25 protein-coding genes are annotated in these 25,737 nt (G+C 31.2%); 19 read left to right on the plus strand and 6 right to left on the minus strand.

Going from position 1 to position 25,737, the window contains the following annotated elements; translation table 11 throughout:
* The first annotated feature begins 95 nt into the window (after nucleotides 1–95).
* The gene (locus Q0828_RS06215) at nucleotides 96–1,745 is read left to right on the plus strand and encodes an AraC family transcriptional regulator (protein ID WP_298418626.1); all 1,650 of its coding nucleotides are present in this window, start codon (nucleotides 96–98) and stop codon (nucleotides 1,743–1,745) included.
* 105 nt (nucleotides 1,746–1,850) lie between these two features.
* On the plus strand, nucleotides 1,851–2,129 hold the full coding sequence (locus Q0828_RS06220; RefSeq protein ID WP_298418628.1) for a hypothetical protein: 279 nt from the start codon (nucleotides 1,851–1,853) through the stop codon (nucleotides 2,127–2,129).
* A 105-nt stretch (nucleotides 2,130–2,234) separates the two neighbouring features.
* Here Q0828_RS06220 and Q0828_RS06225 read toward each other — a convergent pair whose 3' ends face one another.
* The gene (locus tag Q0828_RS06225; protein ID WP_298418629.1) at nucleotides 2,235–2,444 is read right to left on the minus strand and encodes a hypothetical protein; all 210 of its coding nucleotides are present in this window, start codon (nucleotides 2,442–2,444) and stop codon (nucleotides 2,235–2,237) included.
* A gap of 352 nt (nucleotides 2,445–2,796) precedes the next feature.
* Between Q0828_RS06225 and Q0828_RS06230 the strand changes: the two genes are divergently transcribed.
* The 4 genes from Q0828_RS06230 to Q0828_RS06245 all read left to right on the plus strand — a co-directional run bounded on the left by Q0828_RS06230 (nucleotide 2,797) and on the right by Q0828_RS06245 (nucleotide 7,324).
* On the plus strand, nucleotides 2,797–4,557 hold the full coding sequence (locus Q0828_RS06230; protein ID WP_298418630.1) for a helix-turn-helix domain-containing protein: 1,761 nt from the start codon (nucleotides 2,797–2,799) through the stop codon (nucleotides 4,555–4,557).
* Between the two features lie 93 nt (nucleotides 4,558–4,650).
* A complete protein-coding gene (locus Q0828_RS06235; protein WP_298418631.1) occupies nucleotides 4,651–4,923 on the plus strand; it encodes a hypothetical protein in 273 nt (90 codons plus the stop codon).
* 267 nt (nucleotides 4,924–5,190) lie between these two features.
* A complete protein-coding gene (locus tag Q0828_RS06240; protein ID WP_298418633.1) occupies nucleotides 5,191–6,960 on the plus strand; it encodes a helix-turn-helix domain-containing protein in 1,770 nt (589 codons plus the stop codon).
* 94 nt (nucleotides 6,961–7,054) lie between these two features.
* Nucleotides 7,055–7,324: a hypothetical protein gene (locus Q0828_RS06245; RefSeq protein WP_298418634.1), complete on the plus strand. Its 270-nt coding sequence runs from the start codon at nucleotides 7,055–7,057 to the stop codon at nucleotides 7,322–7,324.
* A 538-nt stretch (nucleotides 7,325–7,862) separates the two neighbouring features.
* On the opposite strand, the gene Q0828_RS06250 is transcribed toward Q0828_RS06245, so the two are convergent.
* Nucleotides 7,863–10,385 carry a DUF5686 and carboxypeptidase-like regulatory domain-containing protein gene (locus Q0828_RS06250; protein WP_298418635.1) on the minus strand — a complete coding sequence of 841 codons (2,523 nt, stop codon included), beginning with the start codon at nucleotides 10,383–10,385 and terminating at the stop codon, nucleotides 7,863–7,865.
* A 76-nt stretch (nucleotides 10,386–10,461) separates the two neighbouring features.
* Nucleotides 10,462–11,439, minus strand: a complete 978-nt coding sequence (locus Q0828_RS06255) for a pyruvate dehydrogenase complex E1 component subunit beta (protein ID WP_298418636.1) — start codon at nucleotides 11,437–11,439, stop codon at nucleotides 10,462–10,464.
* 517 nt (nucleotides 11,440–11,956) lie between these two features.
* Here Q0828_RS06255 and Q0828_RS06260 point away from each other — a divergent pair.
* The 12 genes from Q0828_RS06260 (at nucleotide 11,957) to Q0828_RS06315 (ending at nucleotide 22,646) form a co-directional block, all read left to right on the plus strand.
* Complete coding sequence (locus Q0828_RS06260) at nucleotides 11,957–12,703, plus strand: electron transfer flavoprotein subunit beta/FixA family protein (RefSeq protein WP_298418638.1); 747 nt, start codon at nucleotides 11,957–11,959, stop codon at nucleotides 12,701–12,703.
* Between the two features lie 44 nt (nucleotides 12,704–12,747).
* Nucleotides 12,748–13,716: an electron transfer flavoprotein subunit alpha/FixB family protein gene (locus Q0828_RS06265; RefSeq protein ID WP_298418640.1), complete on the plus strand. Its 969-nt coding sequence runs from the start codon at nucleotides 12,748–12,750 to the stop codon at nucleotides 13,714–13,716.
* A gap of 93 nt (nucleotides 13,717–13,809) precedes the next feature.
* Entirely contained in the window at nucleotides 13,810–14,448 is a 639-nt protein-coding gene (locus Q0828_RS06270) for a bifunctional nuclease family protein (protein ID WP_298418641.1), read from the plus strand.
* A 12-nt stretch (nucleotides 14,449–14,460) separates the two neighbouring features.
* Entirely contained in the window at nucleotides 14,461–16,215 is a 1,755-nt protein-coding gene (locus Q0828_RS06275) for a nucleoside transporter C-terminal domain-containing protein (protein ID WP_298418642.1), read from the plus strand.
* 116 nt (nucleotides 16,216–16,331) lie between these two features.
* A complete protein-coding gene (locus Q0828_RS06280) occupies nucleotides 16,332–17,156 on the plus strand; it encodes a thymidylate synthase (RefSeq protein ID WP_298418643.1) in 825 nt (274 codons plus the stop codon).
* A gap of 5 nt (nucleotides 17,157–17,161) precedes the next feature.
* Nucleotides 17,162–17,689, plus strand: coding sequence for an alpha/beta hydrolase (locus Q0828_RS06285; RefSeq protein ID WP_298418645.1), 528 nt, complete (start codon nucleotides 17,162–17,164; stop codon nucleotides 17,687–17,689).
* Nucleotides 17,690–17,695: 6 nt separating this feature from the next.
* On the plus strand, nucleotides 17,696–18,289 hold the full coding sequence (locus Q0828_RS06290) for a GNAT family protein (protein WP_298418647.1): 594 nt from the start codon (nucleotides 17,696–17,698) through the stop codon (nucleotides 18,287–18,289).
* A gap of 226 nt (nucleotides 18,290–18,515) precedes the next feature.
* Complete coding sequence (locus tag Q0828_RS06295; RefSeq protein WP_298418649.1) at nucleotides 18,516–19,001, plus strand: hypothetical protein; 486 nt, start codon at nucleotides 18,516–18,518, stop codon at nucleotides 18,999–19,001.
* 12 nt (nucleotides 19,002–19,013) lie between these two features.
* Complete coding sequence (locus Q0828_RS06300; protein WP_298418651.1) at nucleotides 19,014–19,943, plus strand: dihydrofolate reductase; 930 nt, start codon at nucleotides 19,014–19,016, stop codon at nucleotides 19,941–19,943.
* A gap of 21 nt (nucleotides 19,944–19,964) precedes the next feature.
* On the plus strand, nucleotides 19,965–21,113 hold the full coding sequence (locus Q0828_RS06305; RefSeq protein WP_298418653.1) for a DinB family protein: 1,149 nt from the start codon (nucleotides 19,965–19,967) through the stop codon (nucleotides 21,111–21,113).
* A gap of 120 nt (nucleotides 21,114–21,233) precedes the next feature.
* Nucleotides 21,234–22,124 (plus strand): ACP S-malonyltransferase, encoded by an 891-nt coding sequence (fabD, locus tag Q0828_RS06310; RefSeq protein WP_298418655.1) that lies wholly within the window; start codon nucleotides 21,234–21,236, stop codon nucleotides 22,122–22,124.
* A gap of 15 nt (nucleotides 22,125–22,139) precedes the next feature.
* Entirely contained in the window at nucleotides 22,140–22,646 is a 507-nt protein-coding gene (locus Q0828_RS06315; RefSeq protein ID WP_298418657.1) for a signal peptidase II, read from the plus strand.
* A gap of 57 nt (nucleotides 22,647–22,703) precedes the next feature.
* Here Q0828_RS06315 and Q0828_RS06320 read toward each other — a convergent pair whose 3' ends face one another.
* Nucleotides 22,704–22,910 (minus strand): hypothetical protein, encoded by a 207-nt coding sequence (locus Q0828_RS06320; protein WP_298418659.1) that lies wholly within the window; start codon nucleotides 22,908–22,910, stop codon nucleotides 22,704–22,706.
* Nucleotides 22,911–23,137: 227 nt separating this feature from the next.
* Here Q0828_RS06320 and Q0828_RS06325 point away from each other — a divergent pair, with 227 nt between their 5' ends.
* Nucleotides 23,138–23,320, plus strand: coding sequence for a hypothetical protein (locus Q0828_RS06325; protein WP_298418660.1), 183 nt, complete (start codon nucleotides 23,138–23,140; stop codon nucleotides 23,318–23,320).
* A gap of 81 nt (nucleotides 23,321–23,401) precedes the next feature.
* Here Q0828_RS06325 and Q0828_RS06330 read toward each other — a convergent pair whose 3' ends face one another.
* Complete coding sequence (locus tag Q0828_RS06330) at nucleotides 23,402–24,682, minus strand: amidohydrolase family protein (RefSeq protein ID WP_298418662.1); 1,281 nt, start codon at nucleotides 24,680–24,682, stop codon at nucleotides 23,402–23,404.
* Between the two features lie 15 nt (nucleotides 24,683–24,697).
* Nucleotides 24,698–25,726: a UDP-glucose 4-epimerase GalE gene (galE, locus tag Q0828_RS06335; RefSeq protein WP_298418664.1), complete on the minus strand. Its 1,029-nt coding sequence runs from the start codon at nucleotides 25,724–25,726 to the stop codon at nucleotides 24,698–24,700.
* Nucleotides 25,727–25,737: the final 11 nt, after the last annotated feature.

The raw sequence follows: 25,737 nt of genomic DNA on the forward strand, positions 1-25,737 counted from the left end.
TGCGTGTTTTTTCTTCCTCCTCATTTTCATTAAAAATCTTTTTTGTTTGTTTTTTAGTTTGTTCAACATTTAGTTTTTCTCAAGAAAAAGATTCGTTGTCTCAATATTCTTATGAGAAGTTGACTGAGAAGTTTCAAAAAGTTCGTTTTACAAATACTCAATCTGCTAAAATATATTTAACAAAGATTTTTAAGATTGCTAAGGCTGAAAAAGATGATGAAAAGTTATTCTTTTTTTACAGAAATTTAGCCAAAACAGAAGATTTGACTGGAAATACAGACGAAGCTATTACACTCATTAACAAAGCCATATCAATTGCAAAACAAAAATTAAATGACAAAGAATTAGAAGCTGATTGTATTTTCACGAAAGCATACATATCATATAATTCTGGTTTGTATGAAGAAGCTTTTTCAAATTATACGAAAGCTTATGCGTATTATAAAAATACTGCGAATAAAACTAAGGAAAATTATATTTTAATAAATATAGCTTTATTAAAAAATATTCTTGGAGATCAAGATGGCGCAATCCAACTATTGTTAAAAAAATATAAGAATTATAAGAGTTTATCAGAAAAAGATAAAGTGCTAGAGTATGGAAATAGTTACGTTAGTATTTTATCCACTTTGAGTAATGCTTACATTAGAAAAGCAATTAAATATCCTAACAGAAAAGCTATTTTACTTGACTCAGCTTCAATTTATAACAATATTGGCTTATTAGAGACTGAGAAAACAAATAATATTAGTGCAAATAAATTTTTCAAAGCTGATAAAGGAATTATTTTAGAAGAAAGAGGTAATATTTCGGAAGCATTGAAAGAATTGGATGCTTCTTTAGACAGCAATAAGAGTTTTCAACAACCTAATTTATTAACTGCTGTTTATTATCACAAAGGTATTTGCTACAAAAAGTTAAATCAAATTGATGAGGCTATACTTTATCTAAAAAAAACAGATTCAATAACAGAAAAAACACGAACAAATTATACTGTTTTACAAAACGCCTATTATGGATTGGCAAAAATTTATATTGACCGAAAAGATTATGCAAACTCAACAAAGTATTTGCAGTTATATATTGAAAATGATCTTGTGAATGATGATTTGACAGAAATTGTACGAAAACAAATTCATGAATTACATGATATTGCACTTTTGAAAAACGAGATAAAGGATTTAAATATTGAAATAGAAGACAACAGTTTTACTTCAATCATAATTATAGGTATACTCGTCATCATATTATGTGGATTCTTCGTTTTTTACTATTATCAGAAACGAAAAAACAAAGTTACTTTTCAGAAATTAATACAACAATTAGAAACCAAAAAAGAAGAAAAAATTAGTATCCAAACTACGTCTAAGGTAGTGACTATTGATGATGAAAAAGTAGTGCAAGTTTTAAAAGCCTTAAATAAGTTTGAAGAAAAAGAATGGTTTCGAAATAAAAACTGCGATTTGGCGTTTGTGGCGAAAAAAGCAAAGACAAATAAAACTTATTTATCTAAAATTATACATACACATAAACAATTAAAGTTTATAGATTATATCCGTAATTTACGAATTGATTATGCTTTGGAACGTTTGAAAGATGATCCAGTATTTCGATCGTATGATATTAAATCTATTGCTGAAGAATCAGGTTTTAAATCATCCGATATGTTCTCTAGAGCTTTTGTCAAAAACACAGGAATCTACCCGTCTTACTACATTAAAAACATCAATAAAATCAACCCTTAAGACAACTATTTAACAATCTACAATACGACAATAGTAGTCATTTTTTTTTTGAAACATCCATTTGAATAAGTACTTTTCAAACATAATCTATTAAACTCTATTGCAATGAAGAAAAAACGCAAATTAAATTTAGGAAAAAGTAAAATTGCTAATATTAATAACTTGCATACTATCAAAGGTGGTACTATGGGTTCTGATGTTTGCGCAACTACTGCATGCACAACTATAGCAGATACATGTAAGACTTTTGAAAATGGCTCAACTTGTCCAACTACACATACTATTCCTGCTAGTCAAACATGCCCTGGCGGCACAATGGGTGAATCTGGAACTGGAACTCAGACCAATAATTGTAGTGCCAATTTACCTAGCCTAAACTGTTAGTTTTAGTTCGAAATTAAAATTTGATGTGTAAAAAAGCCTGAATTCTAAACAATTCAGGCTTTTCTATTGTAATTAAAATAATTACGCTAACCTAAAGACTGCTTCCTATGGATTTGGCGGCGCAATACATTCTAACGGGTTTTGCGTATAACAACCTAAGCCTTTAGAATCCGTAGGACATTTTTCTGTTAAACATGCGATTAAGAAAGAATATAATGGTCCCGGCCCCATTCCTCCTCCAACAATTGAAGTATTGTCAACTCTAGAAATTAACTGCTTGTTAATTTTTAATGATTTAAGATTTCTTTTCTTCATAATAATGAGTTTTAATTGTTAATTCTGGAATCAAAACTATGGGCAAAAATTGGGCTATACAACTAAAGCAATCTACTATTAGACAATAATAGATTGTACTATTCATGGTTCAATCCAGTTATAAGTAAACCTTGCTTTTATTTCTAAAAAAAGATTTTACAAAATATGACTCTATACTGTCTTCTTAGTTTTGTAGCAAATTTTGGTTTTTTAATTGTAATGCTATTCACCTTTATTAATCGTAGATTTATACTTTTTACATTAATTTTTAATGTAACTTTTAGAAAAAATGAATACTTATTACAGTAAATAATATGTTCACTTTATTAGTATATAAAAATCTAGCCCTTTTATGTTTCTTATAAACCCTCCAGTATTTTTTAAAAATATTTTATACTTTTTTATTTTCATTTCCTCATTAACTGTTAATACGCAAGAGAAAGATTCATTACAACAGTATTCATATAGACAATTAGATAAACTGTATTTTAAATATTTATATAAAGACATAGATAGAGCAAAAATATATGCAGATCAACTTTTTGAAAATGCAAAAAATAGTGATGATCCACGAGATTTATTTGAAGCATACAAACGATATGCTATTATAGAAAATAATAGAGGAGATTATCAAAACGCCTTGATTAATTTAAATTTAGCTAAAGAACTTGCTGCCATTAAATTAAAGAACAAAAACCTAGAAATACTTTGTGTTTTTTTAACTGGAAAGTTTTCTTATGAATATGGAAAATATGAAGAGGCTTTTGAATATTACTCTAAAGCTTACAATTTTTATAAAAGTCATGATAACAATATGATGTATATGACCTCGTATAATATAGCATTGGTTAAGAATGTTTTAGGAGATCAAAAAGGCGCTTTAAAAATTTTATTGAAAAATTTTAAAGATTACAATAAGTTATCAGATGATGAACGCAAAAATAAGTTTAATCGATATTCTTATTCTAATACATTAACAGCGCTTTCTGACACATACCTGAAATATGCTACAAAAGAGAAAAAGTTAAATACAAGCTTACTTGATTCTGCTGAAGTATACATTAATCTTGGTTTAAAAGAATCTAAACGAATTGATTATGATGCTGGATATACATTTTTTTTAACAGAACTAGGTATTCTAGCACATGAAAGAGGCAATCAAAAAGAAGCAATTTCAAAACTAAAAATTGCTGAAACTAGAGCTATTTCTGAAAAATACAAAAACTTATACCCTAGTATATATTATTATATTGGTGCTAGTTATAAGGATAATAATGATGAGAAAAATGCAATAAAGTATTTACAGAAGGTTGATTCTGTATCCAAAAAAAATGCTATAAACTATTTACTTCTCGACAGAACATATCATACACTTATAAATTTATATAACAAAAAAGGAGATCGTAAAAATGCATTGAAATATTGGGGTGAATTTGAAGAAAATCACAAAATTAATGAGCATGTATCAAAAAGCGTCAAAGATGCAATTCATAGAGATTATGACATCAAAGAATTAGAAGCGCTCATAAAAAAATTGACCTATTCAAAAAAAGTGAATTATAATACTGCATTAGCAATCATTATCGCATTGGTTTTACTCTTTATTATTTACTTTTTTTATAATAAAAACAAACAATTACAAAATCGAATAAAGTTTGACAAACTCCTTAGAGAATTAGAAGCTAAGAAAAAAACTAGCATAGAAAAAAAAGAAAAACCTAAATCAACCTTAACTATTGATGAAGAAAAAGTACAAGAAATACTTTCTGAGCTAGCTATATTTGAACAGAAAAAACAATTTTTAGATAGTAATTGCAATCTAGCATTTGTTGCTAAAAAAGTAAAAACAAACAAAGCGTATTTATCAAAAGTAATTCATTCTGAAAAGCAACAAAAATTCATTCAGTATATCACCAATCTTAGAATTGATTTTGCTTTAGAAAAGTTGAAAGAAGATAAACTTTTTCGTTCCTATGACATCAAATCAATTTCCTCTGAATTAGGGTTCAAATCACCTGATTCGTTCTCTAGGGCTTTTAAAAACAAAACAGGGATTTACCCGTCATACTATATTAAAAACATCAATAAAATCAATACTCTAGCAGACAAATAGCTTCCTGTAATTATCGAATTACAGGTTATTTCTATTTGTATTGTTTGATTCCCTACATATTTTTGAACAATTAATTATTAAAAATGTATTCGCATGAAAAAACAAAAAAAATTAAATCTAGGAAAGATTAAAATTGCCGGAATTAATAATACTCATTCAATTATTGGAGGAGTAGATTCTGTAGCTGGCGTACACACTTATATTAATTGTCAAACTAACGAACAAGGATGTGTTACCCAACGTTATTGTAATACATATGATTTAAATATATGTGCAACAACAACACACACGAAAGCTGAAAGTGACGCCTGTGGAGGTACACATAAATGTGAAGATACAGATAATTGTGGGCAAGTAGGTTTTTAATTTATATAAAGATCAAATAAGAATTTAAAGCACATAAACTGAGTTTATATGCTTTAAATTTTAAATAACTACCATATTACATACATTACGATTACCCATAATACTTCCTTACTAGAAAATCAGAATTCAATATCGATTTATTAGTTTTGTGACGAAATTTAGCTTTTACATTTATTACTGTTATTTATAGCATCTGTTCAATATTCATATTTTACACTTTTAACTTTTATGCCTGTTTCTTTTCCCTCAAAATACAGAAGGCTTATTATGCTTCTGTTATTACTTTTCTGCATTCAAAACGCCTATTCGCAAGAGAAAGATTCGTTACAGAACTACTCTTACAAAGAATTGGATAGTCTTTTTTTAAAAAATATTCAACAAGATGCAACTAAAGCGGAACAATATGCGAAAATTCTTTTTAGAAAAGCTAAATCTGAAAGTAACTTAAAAAGAGAAGGTGAATCATTATTCAAATTAGCTTTTACAAAAGCTCGGAATAAAAATTTTGATTCAGCTCACAACTATATCGATAAAGCAGTAGATCTTGCTGATAAAAAATTAAATGATATTGCCCTTAAGCATAAATATTTGTTATGTAAAGGAGATATTTATATTAATGCTACGGATTATAATAATGCATTTCACTATTATAAGATTGCTTACAATTTTGAAAAAAGCAGAAATAATATTTCAAGGAGCATGGCAATAGCTCATAATATTGGAATTATTAAAACAGATATAGGTCAAGCACCTGAAGGTATTAAAATATTTAAAGATAATTATGCTCTATTTGTTTCACAGGAACAAGAACAAATAGATAATTTTGATTCAGGATTATATGTAATTACTTTAACTGCATTAAGTGACACCTATGTTGATTTAGCTATAAAAGAGAAGGTTTTGAGTCTTAAAAACTCATTATTGGATTCAGCTACATATTTTAATAAAATAGGTTTCAAAAAAAGCACACAATACAACAATCAAGATGGGTACAATTATTTTTTAATTAGAAAAGCAATAATTGCGTCTGAAAAAGGAAATTACAAAAGTGCCATAGATGATTTAAATTTAGCGCTACAAAAGGCTGGAGAACTAAAACAAATAAGTACACTTTCAACTATCTATTTTCATTTAGCAAAAAACTTCAAAAAAATAGAAGAACTTGATAAATCAATTCTTTATTTCCAAAAAGTAGATTCTATGAGTTCTAAAAATGCTAAAAACTCTCCTTTACTTCCTGAAACGTATTCTAGCTTAACTCAAATATACATTCAACAGAAAGAAGCTGAATTAGCCTTAAAATACTATAATTTATTTCTAGAGATTGATAAATTAAATGACAAACAAACCATTGAAATAAGAAAGAAAGTACATGAAGAGTATGACATTGAATTACTTAACAACGAGATTAAACAGTTAACAACTACTTCAAAAACACAAGCATCTAAATATACAATTGCTGTAAGTGTATTAGTTATCATAACAATAGTGTTTTTTCTATTCTTTATTGATAATCGCACTAAGCAAAAGAAAAATAGGTTGGCTTTTAACAAGCTTATACAAGAATTAGAAGCCAAAAAGAAAGAAACATCAGAAGGGAAAATTGAAGTCATTACTTCTGATACTAAGTCAAACGCTAGTCCTAGAGCTTCCTTAACTATTGATGAAGAAAAAGTGCAAAAAATTCTTACTGAATTGAATAAATTTGAACAGAAAAAACAATTTTTAGATATCAATTGTAACTTAACTTTTGTTGCTAAAAAAGTAAAAACAAATAAAGCGTATTTATCAAAAGTGATTCACACAGAAAAACAACAAAAATTTATTCAGTATATCACCAATCTTAGAATTGATTACGCCTTGGAAAAATTGAAAGACGATAAGCTTTTTCGCTCCTATGATATCAAATCTATTGCTACTGAATTAGGTTTCAAATCACCTGATTCCTTCTCTAGAGCCTTTAAAAACAAAACAGGAATCTATCCATCCTACTACATTAAAAACATCAATAAAATCAATACTTCAGAGGAAAAATAGATAACTCCAATTATCGAATCACAGGTTACTTTTATTTGTGTTTTTTGATTTCCTCTATACTTTTGAACAAATTAATTATTAAAAATGTATTCGAATGAAGAAACAAAGAAAATTAAACTTAAGAAAGATTAACATTGCTACAATAAATAATCTTACGAACATCGTAGGTGGTCAAAATGCTCCTACAGATCCTAGTTATATTTGTATTACAGAAAATGATTGTGATACGGTAATAGGTTGTGATACGATAATAGGTTGTGACCCAACCTTTACAGTAGCAGAATGTGAACATACAGAGATCGCAACTTGTAATGTGACAAAGGTAATTGCTTTTTCAAACTTTGGTGTATGTGGGGCTTGTTAAGCTCTTATTACATAAAAGTAACAATTATATTAAAAGCGCATAAACTAAGTTTATGCGCTTTTTTGTATCACCTAAACGCATTCCCTCAAATTTGTTTTGATGATGTTTGTAATACGTACTGTATTTGTTATAAATGCTATTTTCTTACTTTCAAAATTCATGCATCTCAACTTAAAGCTTCTAAAAGCTACTTTTTATACTCCTTATTAAACAAACTCTAGGCTTGCTCTTTTTATACGTATTCATGTTTTGTACTAAGATTTAATTGGTGTGTATTGCGCAATACTAGTTTATAAATCTGCCATTTTTCACAGCTAATTGGTTTTTGTTAATGATGGTGTAAAACTAGAATGAAAAAATATTCCTTGCAATCAAAACAAACTATGATTCGATAATTATAGGTTACCAAACTCACACTTAACCTCTAATAAACAACTTATTACAACAAAAAATTAAAAAGAAACACGAAACTTTTTCACATACAAAAAAAGCGAGTTTTTCAACTCGCTTTTTATAAATTATATCTGTTTTTATTATTTTAGAAATGGAATCCGAATGCTCCAGTTACTCCAAATTGGCGTGCGTCAATATTGTTTTTGTAATTTCCTCGGAAGTTAAAATCGATTCGAAAAACTTTGAAGATGTTTCCGATTCCTAATGAATATTCCCAGTATATTTTGTCATTTGGTGCAATTCCTTGTGGTGTAATGCTACTAAATGGCAAACTTTGAAACGCTGGCACATTCATATCAACATTATCTTGAGATATTCTTCCCCAAACTCCTCGAACACCAACAATCTCACGTAAATTTAACTTCCTCAAAAAAGGAATTCTTGAAAAAATACGTCCGTTGAAATTGTGTTCTATGTGTAATGATGTATAGGTATCTGTTACAAATTCGTAGAAGTTTAATTGTGAAAATGTATTATGAATAGAGAAATATGCTTGATTTCCTGGCACTACATTTAATAAACTTAATGGAACTGTTCCAAATGTTTTTCCTGCTTCCAAAGTTGTATATGTACGTCCAAATCCTCCAATTTGAAATGGTTGTCTATAGAATAATTGCACCCTAGAATAATTGAAATCACTATTAAAAAGTCCTTCAATACCTCTACTATAATTTAAATAGATTCTTGGAAAATCATCATTAACTACTTTTCGTTCTACTCCATGACGAATGGTTTTTCTTCCCGGTGTCATATCAATAGAAAAGTTTACTTCAGACTGAACCAAACGATCATTTATACCATTTGGAGCTTGCGGATCAATATAAGATAAACTAAATGTTGTAGGTGAAGCCGATCGCATGGTTTTATAGGAACTTCCCAAGCGCATGGTAATATTTTTCCAAGGTTCCATTTGCACAGCAAACGTAGTCAGATTAATATTCGTTAATCGGTCACTATTCCCACTAGCAAACAATGCTGATGAAGCAAAACTTCTTCCTAATACATTATCATTTACTGTTAAACTTACACCAGTTTGCTCAACATCTCTACGATTTCCTGCTGAAACAATTAAACGATTTTTTGGATCTAACAACCACTTTCCAGAAATTCCGTATTTAAATCTGTTGTCTTTAAAACCATATGCTCCGTATCCTTCAATACGCCATTTATCATTTGGCCCAAAATAAGTTCTTCCTCCTGCGCGCAAACGAATTCCTTCTACATCATTGAATCCAAAAGTGGAAAAAATTGGTCCATAATCTAGGTTGTATTTATCAAACTCTACATAACCAGATGCTAATATGGAAGCCAAACTATACAAGCGTTTAAACTTTGGAACGGTCTTTAAGGTATCTAGCATTTTATACACCCCTTTTTCATCCTTGTTTAGTTTTTCCATTCGGTTTTCAGCCCAAAAAGCATCATCACGTTCGTAAATTTCTTCGTTAAATGGATTTATTTCTTCTTTATAGAACTCAGCAGACTTTTCTTCATCAAACACATAATTATCATATAATGTTGTACGCTTTCCGTACACACCTTTTGATTTTTCCTTTTTATTTAATGCGAAATCTGACAACATATAATCTCGCTTTAGCAAGAATACAGAATCATTCAATACATCAAACTCTTGTTCTATATAAATTTCTTTTACCCAGTTTATATTAGCACTTTTACTTGCTTGAAGGTTAATTTTTTTTATCGCAAACGTAGAATCATTCACCCAAAAATCACCTTTAAATGTCAATTCATTTTTACGTCTTGGATAAAATATAATGTTATAACAATATTTGTTATCAATATAAGCCGTATCTGCTAATACATAATTGTATGTATTGATTCCTGTACGTGATAATGGGCTTGTAAAACTCTTGTCAAAAAACTTCAAATAATTATTATAAATATCGTAATCGGCATATAAATCTTTGATAAAAGCAGTAATCGTTTCATTGCTACTAAATCCTGAATTCTTATTTCCAATCAGGTCTTCTTTGACTTTATTTTTCACGTTATCTCCAAATACTTTGGAAACAGCTTCATTAATAAAGATTGGTAAATATGTTTTTCCAGTAACGCTAGACGTATCAATTTCATTGAAGATAAATTCCATTCCGCGAAACAGCCTACTTTTCATCATAGCACTGTCAATCGTATTCAAGTCAAACTCTACTTTTTCGTATTTGTCATACGCATATTGTTTAAATTGATTCACACCATTGAAACGCTTTCGTTTCCATATTTTTCGTAGAATATCAATTGCCGGATTGTTCTTTTTTGGTTGTTTTCCCGAAACTACAACTACGGCTTTTAGTTTTTCTCCTTCTTCAAGGACAATCTCCATTTTGTAATTTACACGTTTCTCCAACTTGATCTTCTTTGTGGTAAAGCCAACAAAGGAAACCACAATAACATCATATGTTTTTTCTGACTCTAAATAGAAACGTCCGTTTTCATTACTAATGGTTCCTTCAATTGAATTTTCAAATACAACATTGGCAAAAGGTACGGGTTCACCTGATGCATCTTTGATTAATCCACTTACTTTCGTCTGTGAATATCCTGTGTAACAAAATAAAAGGGCTAAAAAACAATATAATGTAGTCTTCAAATTCTTATGTTTTAAAAAACAAAAACTTCATCAACAAACATGCCGATGAAGCTTTTCTTATGTTAAAAATACTTTTTTACTTGTACATAACTTTTTTTACAGCGTTGATAACGTCGTTTTTATTTGGCAACCATTCTTCCAATAACACTGGAGAATATGGTGCTGGTGTATCTGCTGTATTTATTTTTTGAATTGGCGCATCTAAATAATCAAATGCTTCTGCTTGTACTTGGTATACTATTTCTGTTGAAACGTTTCCAAATGGCCATGCTTCTTCTAAAATAACCAATCTATTTGTTTTCTTTACTGACTTTATAATTGCCGCACTATCCATTGGGCGTACTGTTCGTAAATCAATTACTTCACATGAAATACCCTCTTTAGCTAGCTCATCAGCAGCTTTGTATGCTTCTTTTATAATTTTTCCAAAAGAAACAATCGTAACGTCAGTTCCTTCGCGTTTGATATCTGCAACTCCTAATGGAATTGTATATTCTCCTTCTGGAACTTCTCCTTTGTCACCATACATTTGTTCAGACTCCATAAAAATAACAGGATCGTCATCTCTAATTGCAGTTTTCAATAAACCTTTTGCATCATATACATTAGATGGAACGACAACTTTTAAACCTGGGCAATTTGCAAACCAGCTTTCAAAAGCTTGTGAATGTGTTGCTGCTAATTGTCCAGCAGAAGCTGTTGGACCACGAAATACAATTGGAATATTTAACTGACCACCAGACATTTGACGCATTTTCGCAGCGTTGTTGATGATTTGATCAATTCCTACCAATGCAAAGTTAAAAGTCATGAACTCAATAATTGGTCTGTTTCCGCCCATAGCAGAACCAACCCCAATTCCGGCAAAACCTAATTCGGCAATTGGTGTATCAATTACACGATCTGCTCCAAACTCATCAAGCATTCCTTTTGAAGCTTTATATGCTCCATTATATTCGGCAACTTCTTCTCCCATTAAGTAAATGCTATCATCTGCTCGCATTTCTTCGCTCATAGCTTCAGCTACCGCTTCTCTAAACTGTATTGTTCTCATACAATTGTTGTTATTTTAAAAAAGTGAAAAACAAAAATAACAATTAATTCCAAAAATGGGAATTACAAAATCAAACATTTGTTAAAGTATTGCGTTTTTATGATATCTTTAGGAAAATAGAGAATCCTTTACTAATCTTCTTTATTTTTTTGAACAAAAAATCATAGAACTAAAGATTAAATAATTTCTACTATAAAAAACCTTCAAAATACTTTTTATAAAACTGATTTCAAAAAAGTTATATTATTATTGTTTTGGAAGTATACAATACTATTACATTCTTGAAATACATACTATTTAGGCCTATTTTCATTAAATTATTAAAAATATATTAAGCCAGACTATCATAAAAACATGATAAATTAGCCTTAAAAAAGCCAATACATTATTAATAATTAAAAGAAAACAGCAAAAAATAAAAAATAATTAAATTTTATTATGCATGCATAGTATTTTTAGGGAAATTATCAGTATCTTCGTAAAAAATTTCTAAAAACACTAAAAACATATATTACCAATGAAGATATTAGTATGTATTAGTCACGTACCTGACACTACTTCAAAAATCAATTTTACGGAAGGAGATACAAAATTTGATACTACTGGTGTACAGTTTGTGATTAACCCAAATGATGAGTTTGGATTAACACGTGCAATGTGGTTCAAAGAAAAGCAAGGAGCATCTGTAGATGTTGTAAATGTAGGAGGAGCAGAAACTGAACCTACATTACGTAAAGCATTAGCTATTGGAGCTGATGGTGCAATCCGTGTGAATGCAGAAGCAACAGACGGATTTTTTGTTGCAAAACAATTAGCAGCTGTCGCAAAAAATGGTAGTTACGACTTGGTAATTGCAGGTAGAGAATCAATTGATTACAATGGAGGAATGGTTCCTGGAATGTTAGCTGAATTAATTGATGCTAATTTTGTAAATAACTGTATCAGTCTAGAAATTGACGGAACTGCTGTAAAAGCAACTCGTGAAATTGATGGAGGAAAAGAAACTTCTAATACATCTTTACCATTAGTAATTGGTGGACAAAAAGGATTAGTTGAAGAAACTGATTTACGTATTCCAAACATGAGAGGAATTATGATGGCACGTAAAAAACCATTAACTGTTGTTGACGCTACTGATGCGGAAAAAGAAACTGCTGCCGTTAAATTTGAAAAACCAGCACCAAAAGGAGCTGTAAAGTTAGTTGACGCAGATAACATTGATGAATTAATCAACTTACTTCACAACGAAGCAAAAGTGATTTAATCATTTTTTAATGTTTCAATTATTTAATCTTTAAATTAGAAAAAATGTCAGTTTTAGTATATACAGAATCAGATCAAGGAAAACTTAAAAAAGCAGCTTTTGAAGTTGCTTCATATGCAAAAGAAGTTGCAAACCAATTAGGAACAACAGTTACAGCAGTTAGTATCAATGCAGAAGATACTGCCGAATTAGGAAAATACGGTGTAGATAAAGTATTAAATGTATCAGCAGATAACTTAAAAGACTTCAACGCAAAAGCATATGCTTCAGTTGTACAACAAGCAGCTCAAAATGAAGATGCTAAAGTTGTAATTGTAAGCTCAAGTGCAGATAGCAAAACATTAGCACCAGGCTTAGCTGTAGGATTGCAAGCAGGATATGCTTCAAATGTAGTTGCTGCGCCAACTAGTACAAGTCCATTTACAGTAAAAAGAACTGCTTTCACAAACAAAGCATTCAATTTTACAGAAATCAATTCAGATGTGAAAATTGTTGGAGTTTCTAACAATGCTTTCGGATTGGTTGAAAATACAGGTGCCGCTGCTGCGGAATCTTTCTCTCCAAACTTAGATGACTCTTTATTTGGAGTAAAAGTTGAAAACGTAGATAAAGTAACTGGAAAAGTTACCATTGCAGATGCAGACGTAGTAGTTTCAGCAGGAAGAGGATTAAAAGGTCCAGAAAACTGGGGAATGGTAGAAGAATTAGCAGATGTTTTAGGCGCTGCAACAGCATGTTCAAAGCCAGTTTCAGACTTAGGATGGAGGCCACATGGAGAACATGTTGGACAAACTGGAAAGCCAGTTGCTTCTAACCTATACATTGCTATCGGAATTTCTGGAGCAATTCAGCATTTAGCAGGAATCAATGCTTCTAAAGTAAAAGTTGTCATCAATACAGATGCAGAAGCACCTTTCTTTAAAGCGGCTGATTACGGTGTTGTAGGAGATGCTTTTGAAGTAGTTCCACAGCTAATCGAAAAATTGAAAGAATTTAAAGCGAATAACGCATAATTTTTTTTAAATTGTACCCAACTAAGGGCTGTCTAAAATGGGTAATCCCTTCTTTTAGACAGCCTTTTTTTATGTTCATGCATTCACAAACAGATGAGTTTAGTAAAACTAAATATTAAAGGAATTTCATACAGCCAAACACAAAATGGAGCATATGCGCTTATTTTGAATGAAGTTGATGGAGACCGAAAACTACCTATTGTAATTGGCGCTTTTGAAGCCCAATCAATTGCTATTGCGTTAGAAAAAGAAATAAAACCACCAAGGCCACTAACGCATGATCTTTTTAAAAACTTTGCAGATAGATTTGATATCGTTGTCAAACAAGTAATTATTCACAAATTAGTTGATGGCGTTTTCTATTCAAGTATTATTTGCGAACGCGATAAAATTGAAGAAATTATAGATGCTCGAACTTCCGATGCTATTGCTTTAGCATTACGTTTTGATGCACCTATTTTTACCTATAAAACAATTTTAGACAAAGCTGGAATTTTCTTAAAACTTACCTCCAAAGAAGAGGAAGAAGCTGCAGAAAAAGAAAGTATTGTTGTTGACGAATTGTTTACAGAAGAAGATTCAGAAATTGTTGAAAACAATCCTGAGAATGGATTCAAAACACTTTCACTTCAAGAATTATACAATATGTTAGATGGCGCTGTAGCTGATGAAGATTATGAAAAAGCAGCCAGACTGCGCGATGAGATTTCTAACAGAGAAAATAAAAAATAAAATCCATTTTATATGCGAAAATTTTTAGCAAGTATTCTTACTTTTTTTTGTGTACTTTTTACTGTAAATGCACAAGAAATTGATGGTACATGGAACTTTAGTAATATTCAAAATTCGTTGAGTGAAAATATCATTCCTATTACCAAAAATGATAAATTAACACTAAAGGCAGGAGAGTTTCAATATCAACTTGCCGCAAAAAACAATTTAAAAGCTAGTGGAGATTATATCTATCAAAATAACCTATTGGTTTTTTATTACAATGAACCAACAGATACGATTCGTAAATACAAAATCTCTACGCTAACAGATTCTACATTAGTTTTTAACGAAAAAAGTGTTTCGTATCATTTTACAAAAAAAATAGAAGAAGCTACAAATACTACTACTACACAGTCCGAAACATCACAAATAATTCCAAGTGAAGGATTTAGTGTAAATAGCTTACTTAGAGGAATCTTAGGAATGTTTGTATTGCTTATCATTGCCTTTTTGTTTAGTAGCAATCGTAAAGCAATTAATTGGAGAACTGTTGGAATAGGCTTGTTTTTTCAATTAATCATAGCGATCTCTATATTAAAAGGAAAAGATATTGGATTTTCAATAGGAAATACCAGACTAGATTTAGGCTTTGTTTCAAATTCTTTTGAATTTATAGGTCAGCTATTTATAAATATATTAAACTATACAAAGGCTGGAAGTGAATTTCTGTTTGGAGGCATGATGAATGTTGAATCATTTGGTTTCATCTTTGCATTTCAAGTATTACCAACAATTATTTTCTTCTCAGCATTAACCTCAGTTTTATTTTACTTAGGTTTAATTCAAAGAATAGTAAAAGGAATGGCTTGGTTTTTAACAAAAATCTTAGGAATTTCTGGAGCAGAAAGTTTATCCGTTGCCGGAAATATCTTTTTAGGTCAAACTGAAGCACCTTTATTAATAAAAGCGTACTTAGAAAAAATGACGCGTTCCGAAATCTTGCTGGTCATGATTGGAGGAATGGCAACAGTTGCTGGAGCCGTATTGGCAGCTTATATAGGATTTTTGGGCGGAGATGATCCAGCTTTACAACTCGTATACGCAAAACACTTATTAGCTGCTTCTGTAATGGCTGCACCAGGTGCCATTGTAATTTCTAAAATGTTATATCCACAACAAGATAAGGTTGATAATAATGTTGAAGTTTCACAAGAAAAAATAGGTTCAAACATACTCGATGCTATTGCAAACGGAACTACGGAAGGTTTAAAACTTGCCGTAAATGTTGGAGCAATGTTATTAGTTTTTGTAGCATTCATTGCTATGATTAATGGTATTTTTGGATGGATTGGTGATATTACCTCTTTAAATGATTGGATGGCTGCAAACACTCCATATCCTAGTTTTTCACTTGAAGCCATCTTGGGAACTGTGTTTGCTCCTTTAATGTGGCTAATTGGTGTTGCTAGTGAAGATATGTCACTAATGGGACAATTACTTGGAATCAAACTAGCAGCTAGTGAATTTATTGGATACATACAATTAGCAGAATTAAAGAATGTAGCGAATGCAACGCATTTAACGTATAATAAATCTATTATTATGGCAACATATATGTTGTGTGGTTTTGCCAACTTTGCTTCTATCGGAATTCAAATTGGAGGAATTGGTTCATTAGCTCCAGGACAACGTAAAACACTTTCTGAATTTGGTATTAAAGCATTAATTGGAGGAACAATTGCTTCCTTAATTTCCGCTACCATTGCAGGAATGTTGATTGGATAAAAACACGGTTAATAACCTATTGATAAAATACAAACGCTTTGGTCTATAATCAAAGCGTTTTTTTTATTTTTACACACTACAAAACTGTATCGCATTATCATAAAAAAGAAAGCATCATGAGACAATATTTAGACCTCGTAAAACATGTACTGGAAAACGGAAATGAAAAAGGAGATCGTACAGGAACGGGAACAAAAAGTGTATTTGGACATCAAATGCGTTTTGATCTGAATGAAGGTTTTCCTATGGTAACGACTAAAAAATTGCACTTAAAATCTATAATTCATGAACTTTTATGGTTTATTAAAGGTGATACGAATGTAAAATATTTACAAGAAAATGGAGTCCGAATTTGGAATGAATGGGCAGATAAAAACGGTGATTTAGGACCTGTATACGGGCATCAATGGCGTAATTGGAATAGCGAGAGTATTGATCAATTAGCAGAAGTAATTGAAACGCTAAAAAACAATCCTAACAGTAGACGTATGTTGGTTTCTGCTTGGAATCCAAGTGTATTGCCAAACACAAAAATTTCATTTAGTGAAAATGTTGCCAATGGAAAAGCTGCTTTGCCTCCATGTCATGCATTTTTCCAATTTTATGTAGCAGATGGAAAACTATCTTGTCAACTATACCAAAGAAGTGCCGATGTATTTTTAGGTGTCCCTTTCAATATTGCATCTTATGCGCTATTAACAATGATGATGGCGCAAGTATGTGGATATGAATATGGAGATTTTATTCATACGTTTGGAGATGCACATATATACAGTAATCACTTTGAACAATTAGAACTTCAGCTAACGAGAGAACCTTTTCCTTTACCAACAATGAAAATGAATCCTGAAATCAAAAGTATTTTCGATTTCAAATTTGAAGATTTTGAATTGGTAAATTATCAACATCACCCACATATAAAAGGAGCGGTTGCTATTTAATTTATATGCGGCCACGGTTCATTATATTATCTGATTTATGGGGAAGGCAAAAATCAGCGTGGACTCATTTATATATTGAAAAATTAGCTTCTGAATTTGACATTCAATATTACGATTGTTGTCAACTAGGAAATGTAAATACCGAAATATATACACAAGACAATTTACACCAACAATTTATTTCTTTTGGAATTGAAACTGCGGTCAAAAGTTTAATTCAATTAGAAAAAAAACCTGCGCATATACTTGCGTTTAGTATTGGAGGTACAATTGCTTGGAAAGCTGCTTTACTTGGATTACCTTTAATATCATTATATGCAATTTCTGCAACACGCTTACGACATGAGATCAATATTCCTAAAAAAACTATTCAATTATATTTTGGAATCAATGATCCATATAAACCATCAGCAGATTGGTGCAATCAATTTACAAATGAAAAAATAGTGCTACTTGATGGTGAAACACATGAAATGTATCAGAAAGAAAAAATTGCAACTTTAGTTTGTAACAATATAATAGCAGCTAATTAATCAACTATGATATTATTAGACTTCAATAAAAACTACATTTTAGACAATGGTTTTGTTCAATTGCGTCCGCTAACTATGGACGATTATGAACATCTTCTTCCCTATTCTTTAAAAGAACCTGAATTGTGGAAATATTCTTTAACTCCGGGAGATGGAAAAGAAAATTTGAAGAAATATATACAAACAGCTATTCAAGCTCGAATTGATAAAAAAGCGTATCCTTTTATTGTTTATGACAAGCGTTATAATACTTATGCCGGTTGTACACGTTTTTACGATTTCCAGCAACCACATCAAGCTGTTTCATTAGGGTACACATGGTATGGGAAAGAATTTCACGGCACGGGATTGAACAAAAACTGCAAGTTTTTACTGCTTCAATTTGCTTTTGAACATATGAAAGTACAACGTGTAGAGTTTAGAGCAGACAATAATAACAAACGTAGCATTGCAGCTATGAAAAGTATTGGTTGCAAAGAAGAAGGTGTCTTACGAAGTAATTGCGCTTCTCCGACAGGTAGACGTGATAGTATTGTACTGAGTATTTTAAAATACGAATGGTTTAGTGGTGTCAAAAAAGAGCTCGTTAAAAAATTATAAAACTACAACTGCTGCTACAAGTATTTTATTTTTAGTTCTTTCAAGCTAGTCCCTTTTCATTTACACCAACACAAACTATTTGATTTTGAACATGATAGAATAAATTAAAAAATACATTCATCTAAATAAATTGCATTTCATAGTTAAATTTCATCTTTTCGTATCAACTAAATGTAGTATTCAAAAAAGAAAAGTATCTTTATAACATTAAAAAAATTACACAGTGATGAAAAAAATAATTATTCCCGCTTTATTTTGTTTGATAGCTCATGTTGGATTTGCTCAAAAGGCAACAAATATGTCTACTATAAAAGTCGGTCCAAATAGTACTATTCATTATACGATAGCGGATAACGCTCCATTAATGTCTGGATGCGAAAATGCGGGTACGAAAAAACAGCAAAACAAATGTACTGAGGATAAAATTCAAGCTTATATTCAGAAAAATTTTGATAAAAATGCTGCAAAGGCAATCTCTGCAAAAAGAAACATTACTAATAATAACGTATACATTCGTTTTGTTGTAAACAAACAAGGAAGTGTTGAAAACATTGGTATTCGTGTAAGTAATAAACAAATGAAAACTGAAATAGAAAGAATTATAGCTACGTTGCCTAACTTCTCAAAAGCAACACACCAAGGGAAAGCTGTGAATACTTCTTTTTCTTTTTGGCTTCAAGCTGATTTACTATTAAGAAACGCTGCTCAATAAAACTGAATACACATGTTCGGTAAAAAAAAGAAACCTACCACACAAATTGATCAAGAGCAACTTGCGCTTATTGAAGCTGCACAAAAACGAATCAAACAAAAAAAACGACTTTACTATCATTTAGTCATTTTTATTATTGGTTCAGCATTTCTAGTGCTCTTAAATGTTGTTTTAGGATTCGGAAAAGACTTTACATTATTTCAAACAGATTGGTTTGTTTGGGCTGTATTGACTTGGTTTTTTGTGTTCTTATTTCATGTCTTTGACGTATATATTACCAAAAAATTCATGGGAAAAGATTGGGAAGCAGAACAGTTGGAGAAATTAGTATCTAAACAAGAATTACGAATTGAAAAATTAAAACAAAAGTTCTTAAAAGAAGAAACCGAAATTGCAAAAGCACAAGCAATGGAAGAAATTGACAACAAACCTCAACCCATTTCAAAAAGAAATACACTGTCATTAATTGTCGCTGCTGCCGAAAATCACATCATTGGAAAAGACAACCAATTGATTTGGCATTTAAGTGATGATTTAAAACGTTTTAAGAAATTAACTTCTGGACACTATATTATTATGGGGCGCAAAACATTTGAAAGTTTCCCAAAACCATTACCAAACAGAACGCACGTCGTTATAACACGTCAAAAAGATTACCAAGTGCCTGAAGGAGTTATTATTGTAAATTCAATTCAAGATGCTATAGAAATTGCAACTGCAAATGATAACGAACCTTTTGTAATTGGCGGTGGCGAAATATATAAACAAGCACTTCCATATGCTACAAAAATTGAATTGACACGTGTACATCACGAATTTGAAGGTGATACATTTTTTCCAGAAATTGATTTGACTGCATGGAAAGAAGTTGCCAATACTTTTCATAAGAAAGATGAAAAACACGAATATGAATTCTCTTTCATCACCTATGAGAGAATCTAATACTAAAACAACTTACCGTTAATGAATCACTTTAATTTCTTTATAAAGAAGCGTACGAACTATTTTTATTTAATTTTTGTCCTTTTCTGTTCTAATATACATGCGCAAGATAGTTGGACTTCTTTTACATATAACCTAAAAATAGAAGCAAGCAAAAAGTTAAAATTTAAGCTTTCCGCAGATATAAAAGTAGAAAATATTGATAAAGTAGCTTGGGGAGCTATTTACGCGCGAGTAGATACTAAAAATGAGGAAAATGGCTTTTTTGACAATATGGGAGATAGACCTGTACTATCTAATGAATGGAAAAACTACGAAATTAACGGATATATTGATCAAAACTCTACTAGTTTAGTGTTTGGAGGTATTTGTATTTCTAATGGCAAGTTCTATTTTGACAATTTTGAACTTTTTATCGAAAATATAGAAACTGGAATATTAGAAAAAACAACGATCAGTAATCATAACTTTGAAGATAATACAGGTAATATTAAATTATCAGCATGGGATACTGATTTTCAACGAATGACTGTTGATTTTGAAAAAGGATATGCGTACAATCTTGTAAAAGATGATACTGAAAAAGGATATTCATTAGTCATTGAAGGAAAAAATTTAAAGATTGATGATTCCAGTCTTATTGGAGAACGCGAAGAGTATACTCCACAAATCGGAACTTTAGTTTCTATGCTCAACAATCTTAGTGATCGTGTCGAATATCATGTTAAAAATCTTGACCAACGTGAATTAGATCATTTACACGATGAAAAGGCAAATTCTATTGGAGCGCTCATTATGCATTTGGCTGCAGCCGAAAAAATATATCAACTATATACATTTGAAAATAGAGGTTTTAACGATGAAGAAAGAAAATTTTGGGGACCCGCATTAAATTTAGATGATGCAGGGAGAGAAACCTATAAAGGACATGATGTAGAATACTATTTAAAAATTTATAGAGAAGTTAGGGCAATAACTTTAAAAGAACTTAAAAAAAGAGATGATTCGTGGTTAGAAATAACGAATGCTACTCGAGAATCCAACAATCACTATTATTGGTTTCATGTTATGGAACATCAATCTAGTCATTTGGGACAAATATTATTTCTTAAAAAGAGAATTCCGCCACCGCCAACCATCAATCTAGAGAATAAAAAGAAAATTGATTAATCATAAAAAACTGTATCAAAATATTCAGTAACAAACATTCTTTAGAATTGCTTATTTTTGTCAAATATTTTTAATTAAGAAATTATTTCTTTTTTAGTAAAAGAAACAAAATACATACACATGAAAGCATATATATTTCCAGGGCAAGGTGCTCAATTTACAGGAATGGGATTAGATCTTTATGAGAAATCTGACGTAGCACAACATCTTTTTGAAGATGCAAATGATATTCTAGGATTTCACATAACAGATATCATGTTTGAAGGTAGCGCAGAAGATTTGAAACAAACTAAAGTTACACAACCTGCTATCTTTTTACATTCTGTTATTTTAAGCAAAGTATTAGGTAACGAATTTCAGCCAGAAATGGTTGCAGGACATTCACTAGGAGAGCTTTCTGCTTTAGTTGCTAATGGAGCATTAACTTTTGAGGATGGTTTAAAACTTGTTTCTCAACGTGCTTTAGCGATGCAAAAAGCCTGTGAGGCACAACAAAGTACAATGGCTGCCGTTTTAGGTTTAGATAATGAAGTAGTTGAAAAAGTATGTAATGAAACAGCCGGAATTGTAGTAGCAGCAAATTATAACTGTCCGGGACAGATTGTGATTTCAGGAGAAATTGATGCTATCAATACTGCTTGTGAAACATTAAAGGAAGCTGGAGCTAGAAGAGCTTTAGTTTTACCTGTAGGTGGTGCTTTTCATTCTCCTTTAATGGAGCCTGCACGTGAAGAATTAGCAGCTGCTATTGAAAATACAACATTTAATAATCCTAATTGTCCTATTTATCAAAATGTAACAACAACTGCTATAACAGATGCTGATGAAATTAAAAAGAATTTAATTTCTCAATTAACAGCTCCTGTAAAATGGACACAATCAATTCAACAAATGATTGCCGATGGAGCGACTTCATTTACAGAAGTTGGACCTGGTAAGGTTTTACAAGGATTGCTACGTAAAATTGATCGTTCTGTAGCAGCGCAAAGTGCTACTTTTGGAGAAGAATAAGATACTAAAATTGCTATGAAAATTTCTAAGACTTTCCGAATGCTATTGATTTTCGGACTGATTTTGATAAACGTTGGTTGTGACCAAGTTTCTAAATCAGTAGCGCGAACTCATATTAATGCAAAGGAACAAATTTCTGTTATTGGTGAATATGTTATTTTAACTAAAACCGAAAACAGAGGAGCGTTTTTAGGATTTTTATCTACTTTAGAAAACCCAATACTAAAAGCTATCCTTTTAATATTACTCCCAATTGCTGTATTATTCTTTATTCTACGGATGATCATTATCAATACAGATTTAGACAAATACATGATTTTTGGATTGTGCTGTATTATTGGTGGCGGAATTGGAAATTTGTATGATCGAATTCTGTATAGTTCCGTAACAGACTTTATGCATATTGATTTGGGCGGAGTTTTTAAAACAGGAATTTTCAACATGGCAGATGTTTCCGTCATGCTTGGAACAGGATTGCTTATTATTTCTTTTATTAGACGAAAAGAATTTTCTATATCTTAAAAAACAAAAAGCCTAGTGAAAACTAGGCTTTTCTTTTATATTATTACTCTTTTCTCACTATACAAATGGAACACTCTCACACTCACTTGGAAGTGCTCCTTGCATATCTCTAGAAGTATACGGTTCATACACTTGGCAGTTAATATCCTCTGTAAAAACTTCTTTTGGGCAAAACCAAGTATATCCTGGTAATCCACCTTTAATGGCCAAGTTAGAAATTGATTTTTTGTTTAATGATAAGTTTTTAATTTTTTGCTTTTTCATAGTTTAATGTTTTATAGATTAATATTTATTTATACCTAAATTATAAAACAATACTTTATTCAACTAGAGGTAATTTCTGAATATACTATTTGAATTGCTAAACGTTTAATGACTAAATTTAGTTTTCAAACTAATCTAAATCAAAATGTTAACTACGGCTTTCCCGTACTTATTTTTTGAGTGATTTTCATAATTTGAAAAAACTATTAACCTATAAATTATAGATCATGAAAAAAAGAAACACTCAATCACTAAAACTTCGTAAGAGTTCAATTTCAAAACTCGGAAATGAACAAATTAAAGGGGGAATAAAACTTACCGATACATGCACATCATTTATTGATGCTTGCCCTACGGCTTGGTGTCCACAGTCATTAATACCGAGAGATTGTGTATTTACAACTTGGTAATACGTACGCTATTATAAAAACAAAAAAAGGAGAAGTGAATTACAACTCACTTCTCCTTTTAAATAATTTATTTTAAAAATATTACTGCTTGTAAATTTTCCCATCTTTCATTACAAACACAACATTCTCCATTGTGTCAATATTTTTAGTAGGATCTTCATTAACTGCTACAATATCAGCTAAAAACCCTGCTTTTAATTGTCCTAATTCATTTTCCATTCCTAAAATTTTTGCATTGGTAATGGTCGCTGATTGAATTGTTTCCATAGCTGGCATTCCCGCTTCTACCATAAATCCAAATTCTTTTCCATTGAGTCCATGTTCATAAACACCAGCATCAGTTCCAAAAGCAATTCCAACACCTTTTTTGTATGCCTTCGCAAATGTTCCTTGAATTTTAGGCCCAACAGCTAATGCCTTTGGCACAATAATATCTGGATAATACCCGTCAATTTTTGCCTTTGCAGCTACTTCTTTCCCTGCAGTAATTGTTGGCACTAAATACGCATCATGCTTTTTCATGAGCTCCATTGTTTCATCACTCATTAATGTTCCATGTTCTATAGTTTTAACACCGCCAATAATAGCGCGTTGCATTCCTTCATCTCCATGTGCGTGTGCTGCTACATGCATTCCATAATCTTTTGCTGTTTCGCAAATTACTTTCACTTCCTCTACTGTAAACTGTGGATTACTTCCACTTTTTGCAACACTTAATACTCCTCCAGTTGCTGTAATTTTAATAACATCTGCGCCGTTTTTATAACGTTGACGTACTGCTTTTTTAGCATCACTTACATTATTTACAACACCTTCTTTTGGGCCTGGATCTCCAATAATTTCTTTTCTATTCCCGTTTGTAGGATCGGCATGTCCACCTGTGGTAGCCAGTGCTTTTCCTGCTGTAAAAATTCGAGGGCCTTCAATTTTTCCTTGATTGATAGCATTTCGCAGAGAAATATTTACGCCAGTCCCGCCTAAATCTCTTACCGTGGTGAATCCTGCTTGTAATGTTACATCAGCAAAACCAACCGAACGAAAAGCTACATCTGCATCATTTAGTGTATACTTTTCTATGTATGCTTTCGGATTTGTTTCGCTTTCAATATGTACATGCATATCTATCAATCCTGGCATTACTGTTTTTGATTTTAAATCAATAACTATGTCGTTTGTATTTTTAGGGTCTACAAAACCATTATCAATACGCACAATTTTATTTCCTGAAACAACTATTGTCTTATTTGTCAGTACTTTTCCACTTTCTGTGTCTACTATTTTTCCACAATGAAGATACGTGTCTTGCGCAATAGCAATAGTAGAACACAATATTCCTAAGAATAATATGAGTAGTTTTTTCATCTGTTATGTTTATGGTTAGTTATTTGGTTTTCGTATTTTTTGTTCCCACTTCCAAGCTGAAAGCATAGCTTCGTCTAATGTAGAAGTTGCTTTCCAACCTAAAATAGTATTCGCTTTAGTCGTATCTGCATACGCAGAAATTACATCTCCTTCTCTCCTATCTACTATTTTATAGTTTAATGCTTGTTTGCTTACACGTTCAAAACTCTGAATAACTTCTAAAACAGAACTCCCTTTTCCTGTTCCAATATTGAACACTTCAAAAGAAGTTTCATGTTCTTTATCTACTAATCTCTTTAAAGCAATTACATGCGCTTTCGCAAGATCAACCACGTGGATATAATCACGTATGCAAGTTCCATCTTCCGTAGGATAATCATTTCCAAATACAGACAATTGTTTACGTAAACCAATAGCTGTTTGCGTTATAAAAGGCACTAAGTTTTGCGGTACACCATCTGGCAATTCTCCAATAGCAGCACTTGCATGTGCTCCTATTGGGTTAAAGTATCGTAATGATATTACTTGTAATCCTTTCGCAATTTTGGCTGTATCTTGCAAAATTTCTTCACCAATTTGCTTAGTATTTCCGTATGGAGAAAACGCTTGTTGAATAGGCGCATTTTCCGAGATCGGCATTTTTTTGGCTTGACCGTAAACCGTACACGAAGAACTAAAGATAAAAGCTATGTTTTCTTTGTGTTGAATTTGCTGTAAAATAGTTATTAGTGTAGAAATATTATTTTCATAATATAATAACGGATTTTCAACACTTTCACCAACTGCCTTACTTGCTGCAAAGTGAATAATTCCTTGAATATCTCGCTGTTTTTGAAAGAATGAAATTGTTGCTTGTTTGTCACGTAAATCTAATTCTTCAAATGTTGGACGAATTCCTGTAATACTTTCTATTCCATCTAAAACTTCTATGGAAGTATTTGACAAATTGTCAATCAGTACAACTTCAAATCCTGCTGTTTGTAACTCTACAACCGTGTGAGAGCCAATGTAACCTAATCCGCCAGTAACTACTATTTTTTTCAAACTTTTTTGAT

Source organism: uncultured Kordia sp., from assembly GCF_947496985.1.
In the GTDB taxonomy this organism is placed as follows: domain Bacteria; phylum Bacteroidota; class Bacteroidia; order Flavobacteriales; family Flavobacteriaceae; genus Kordia.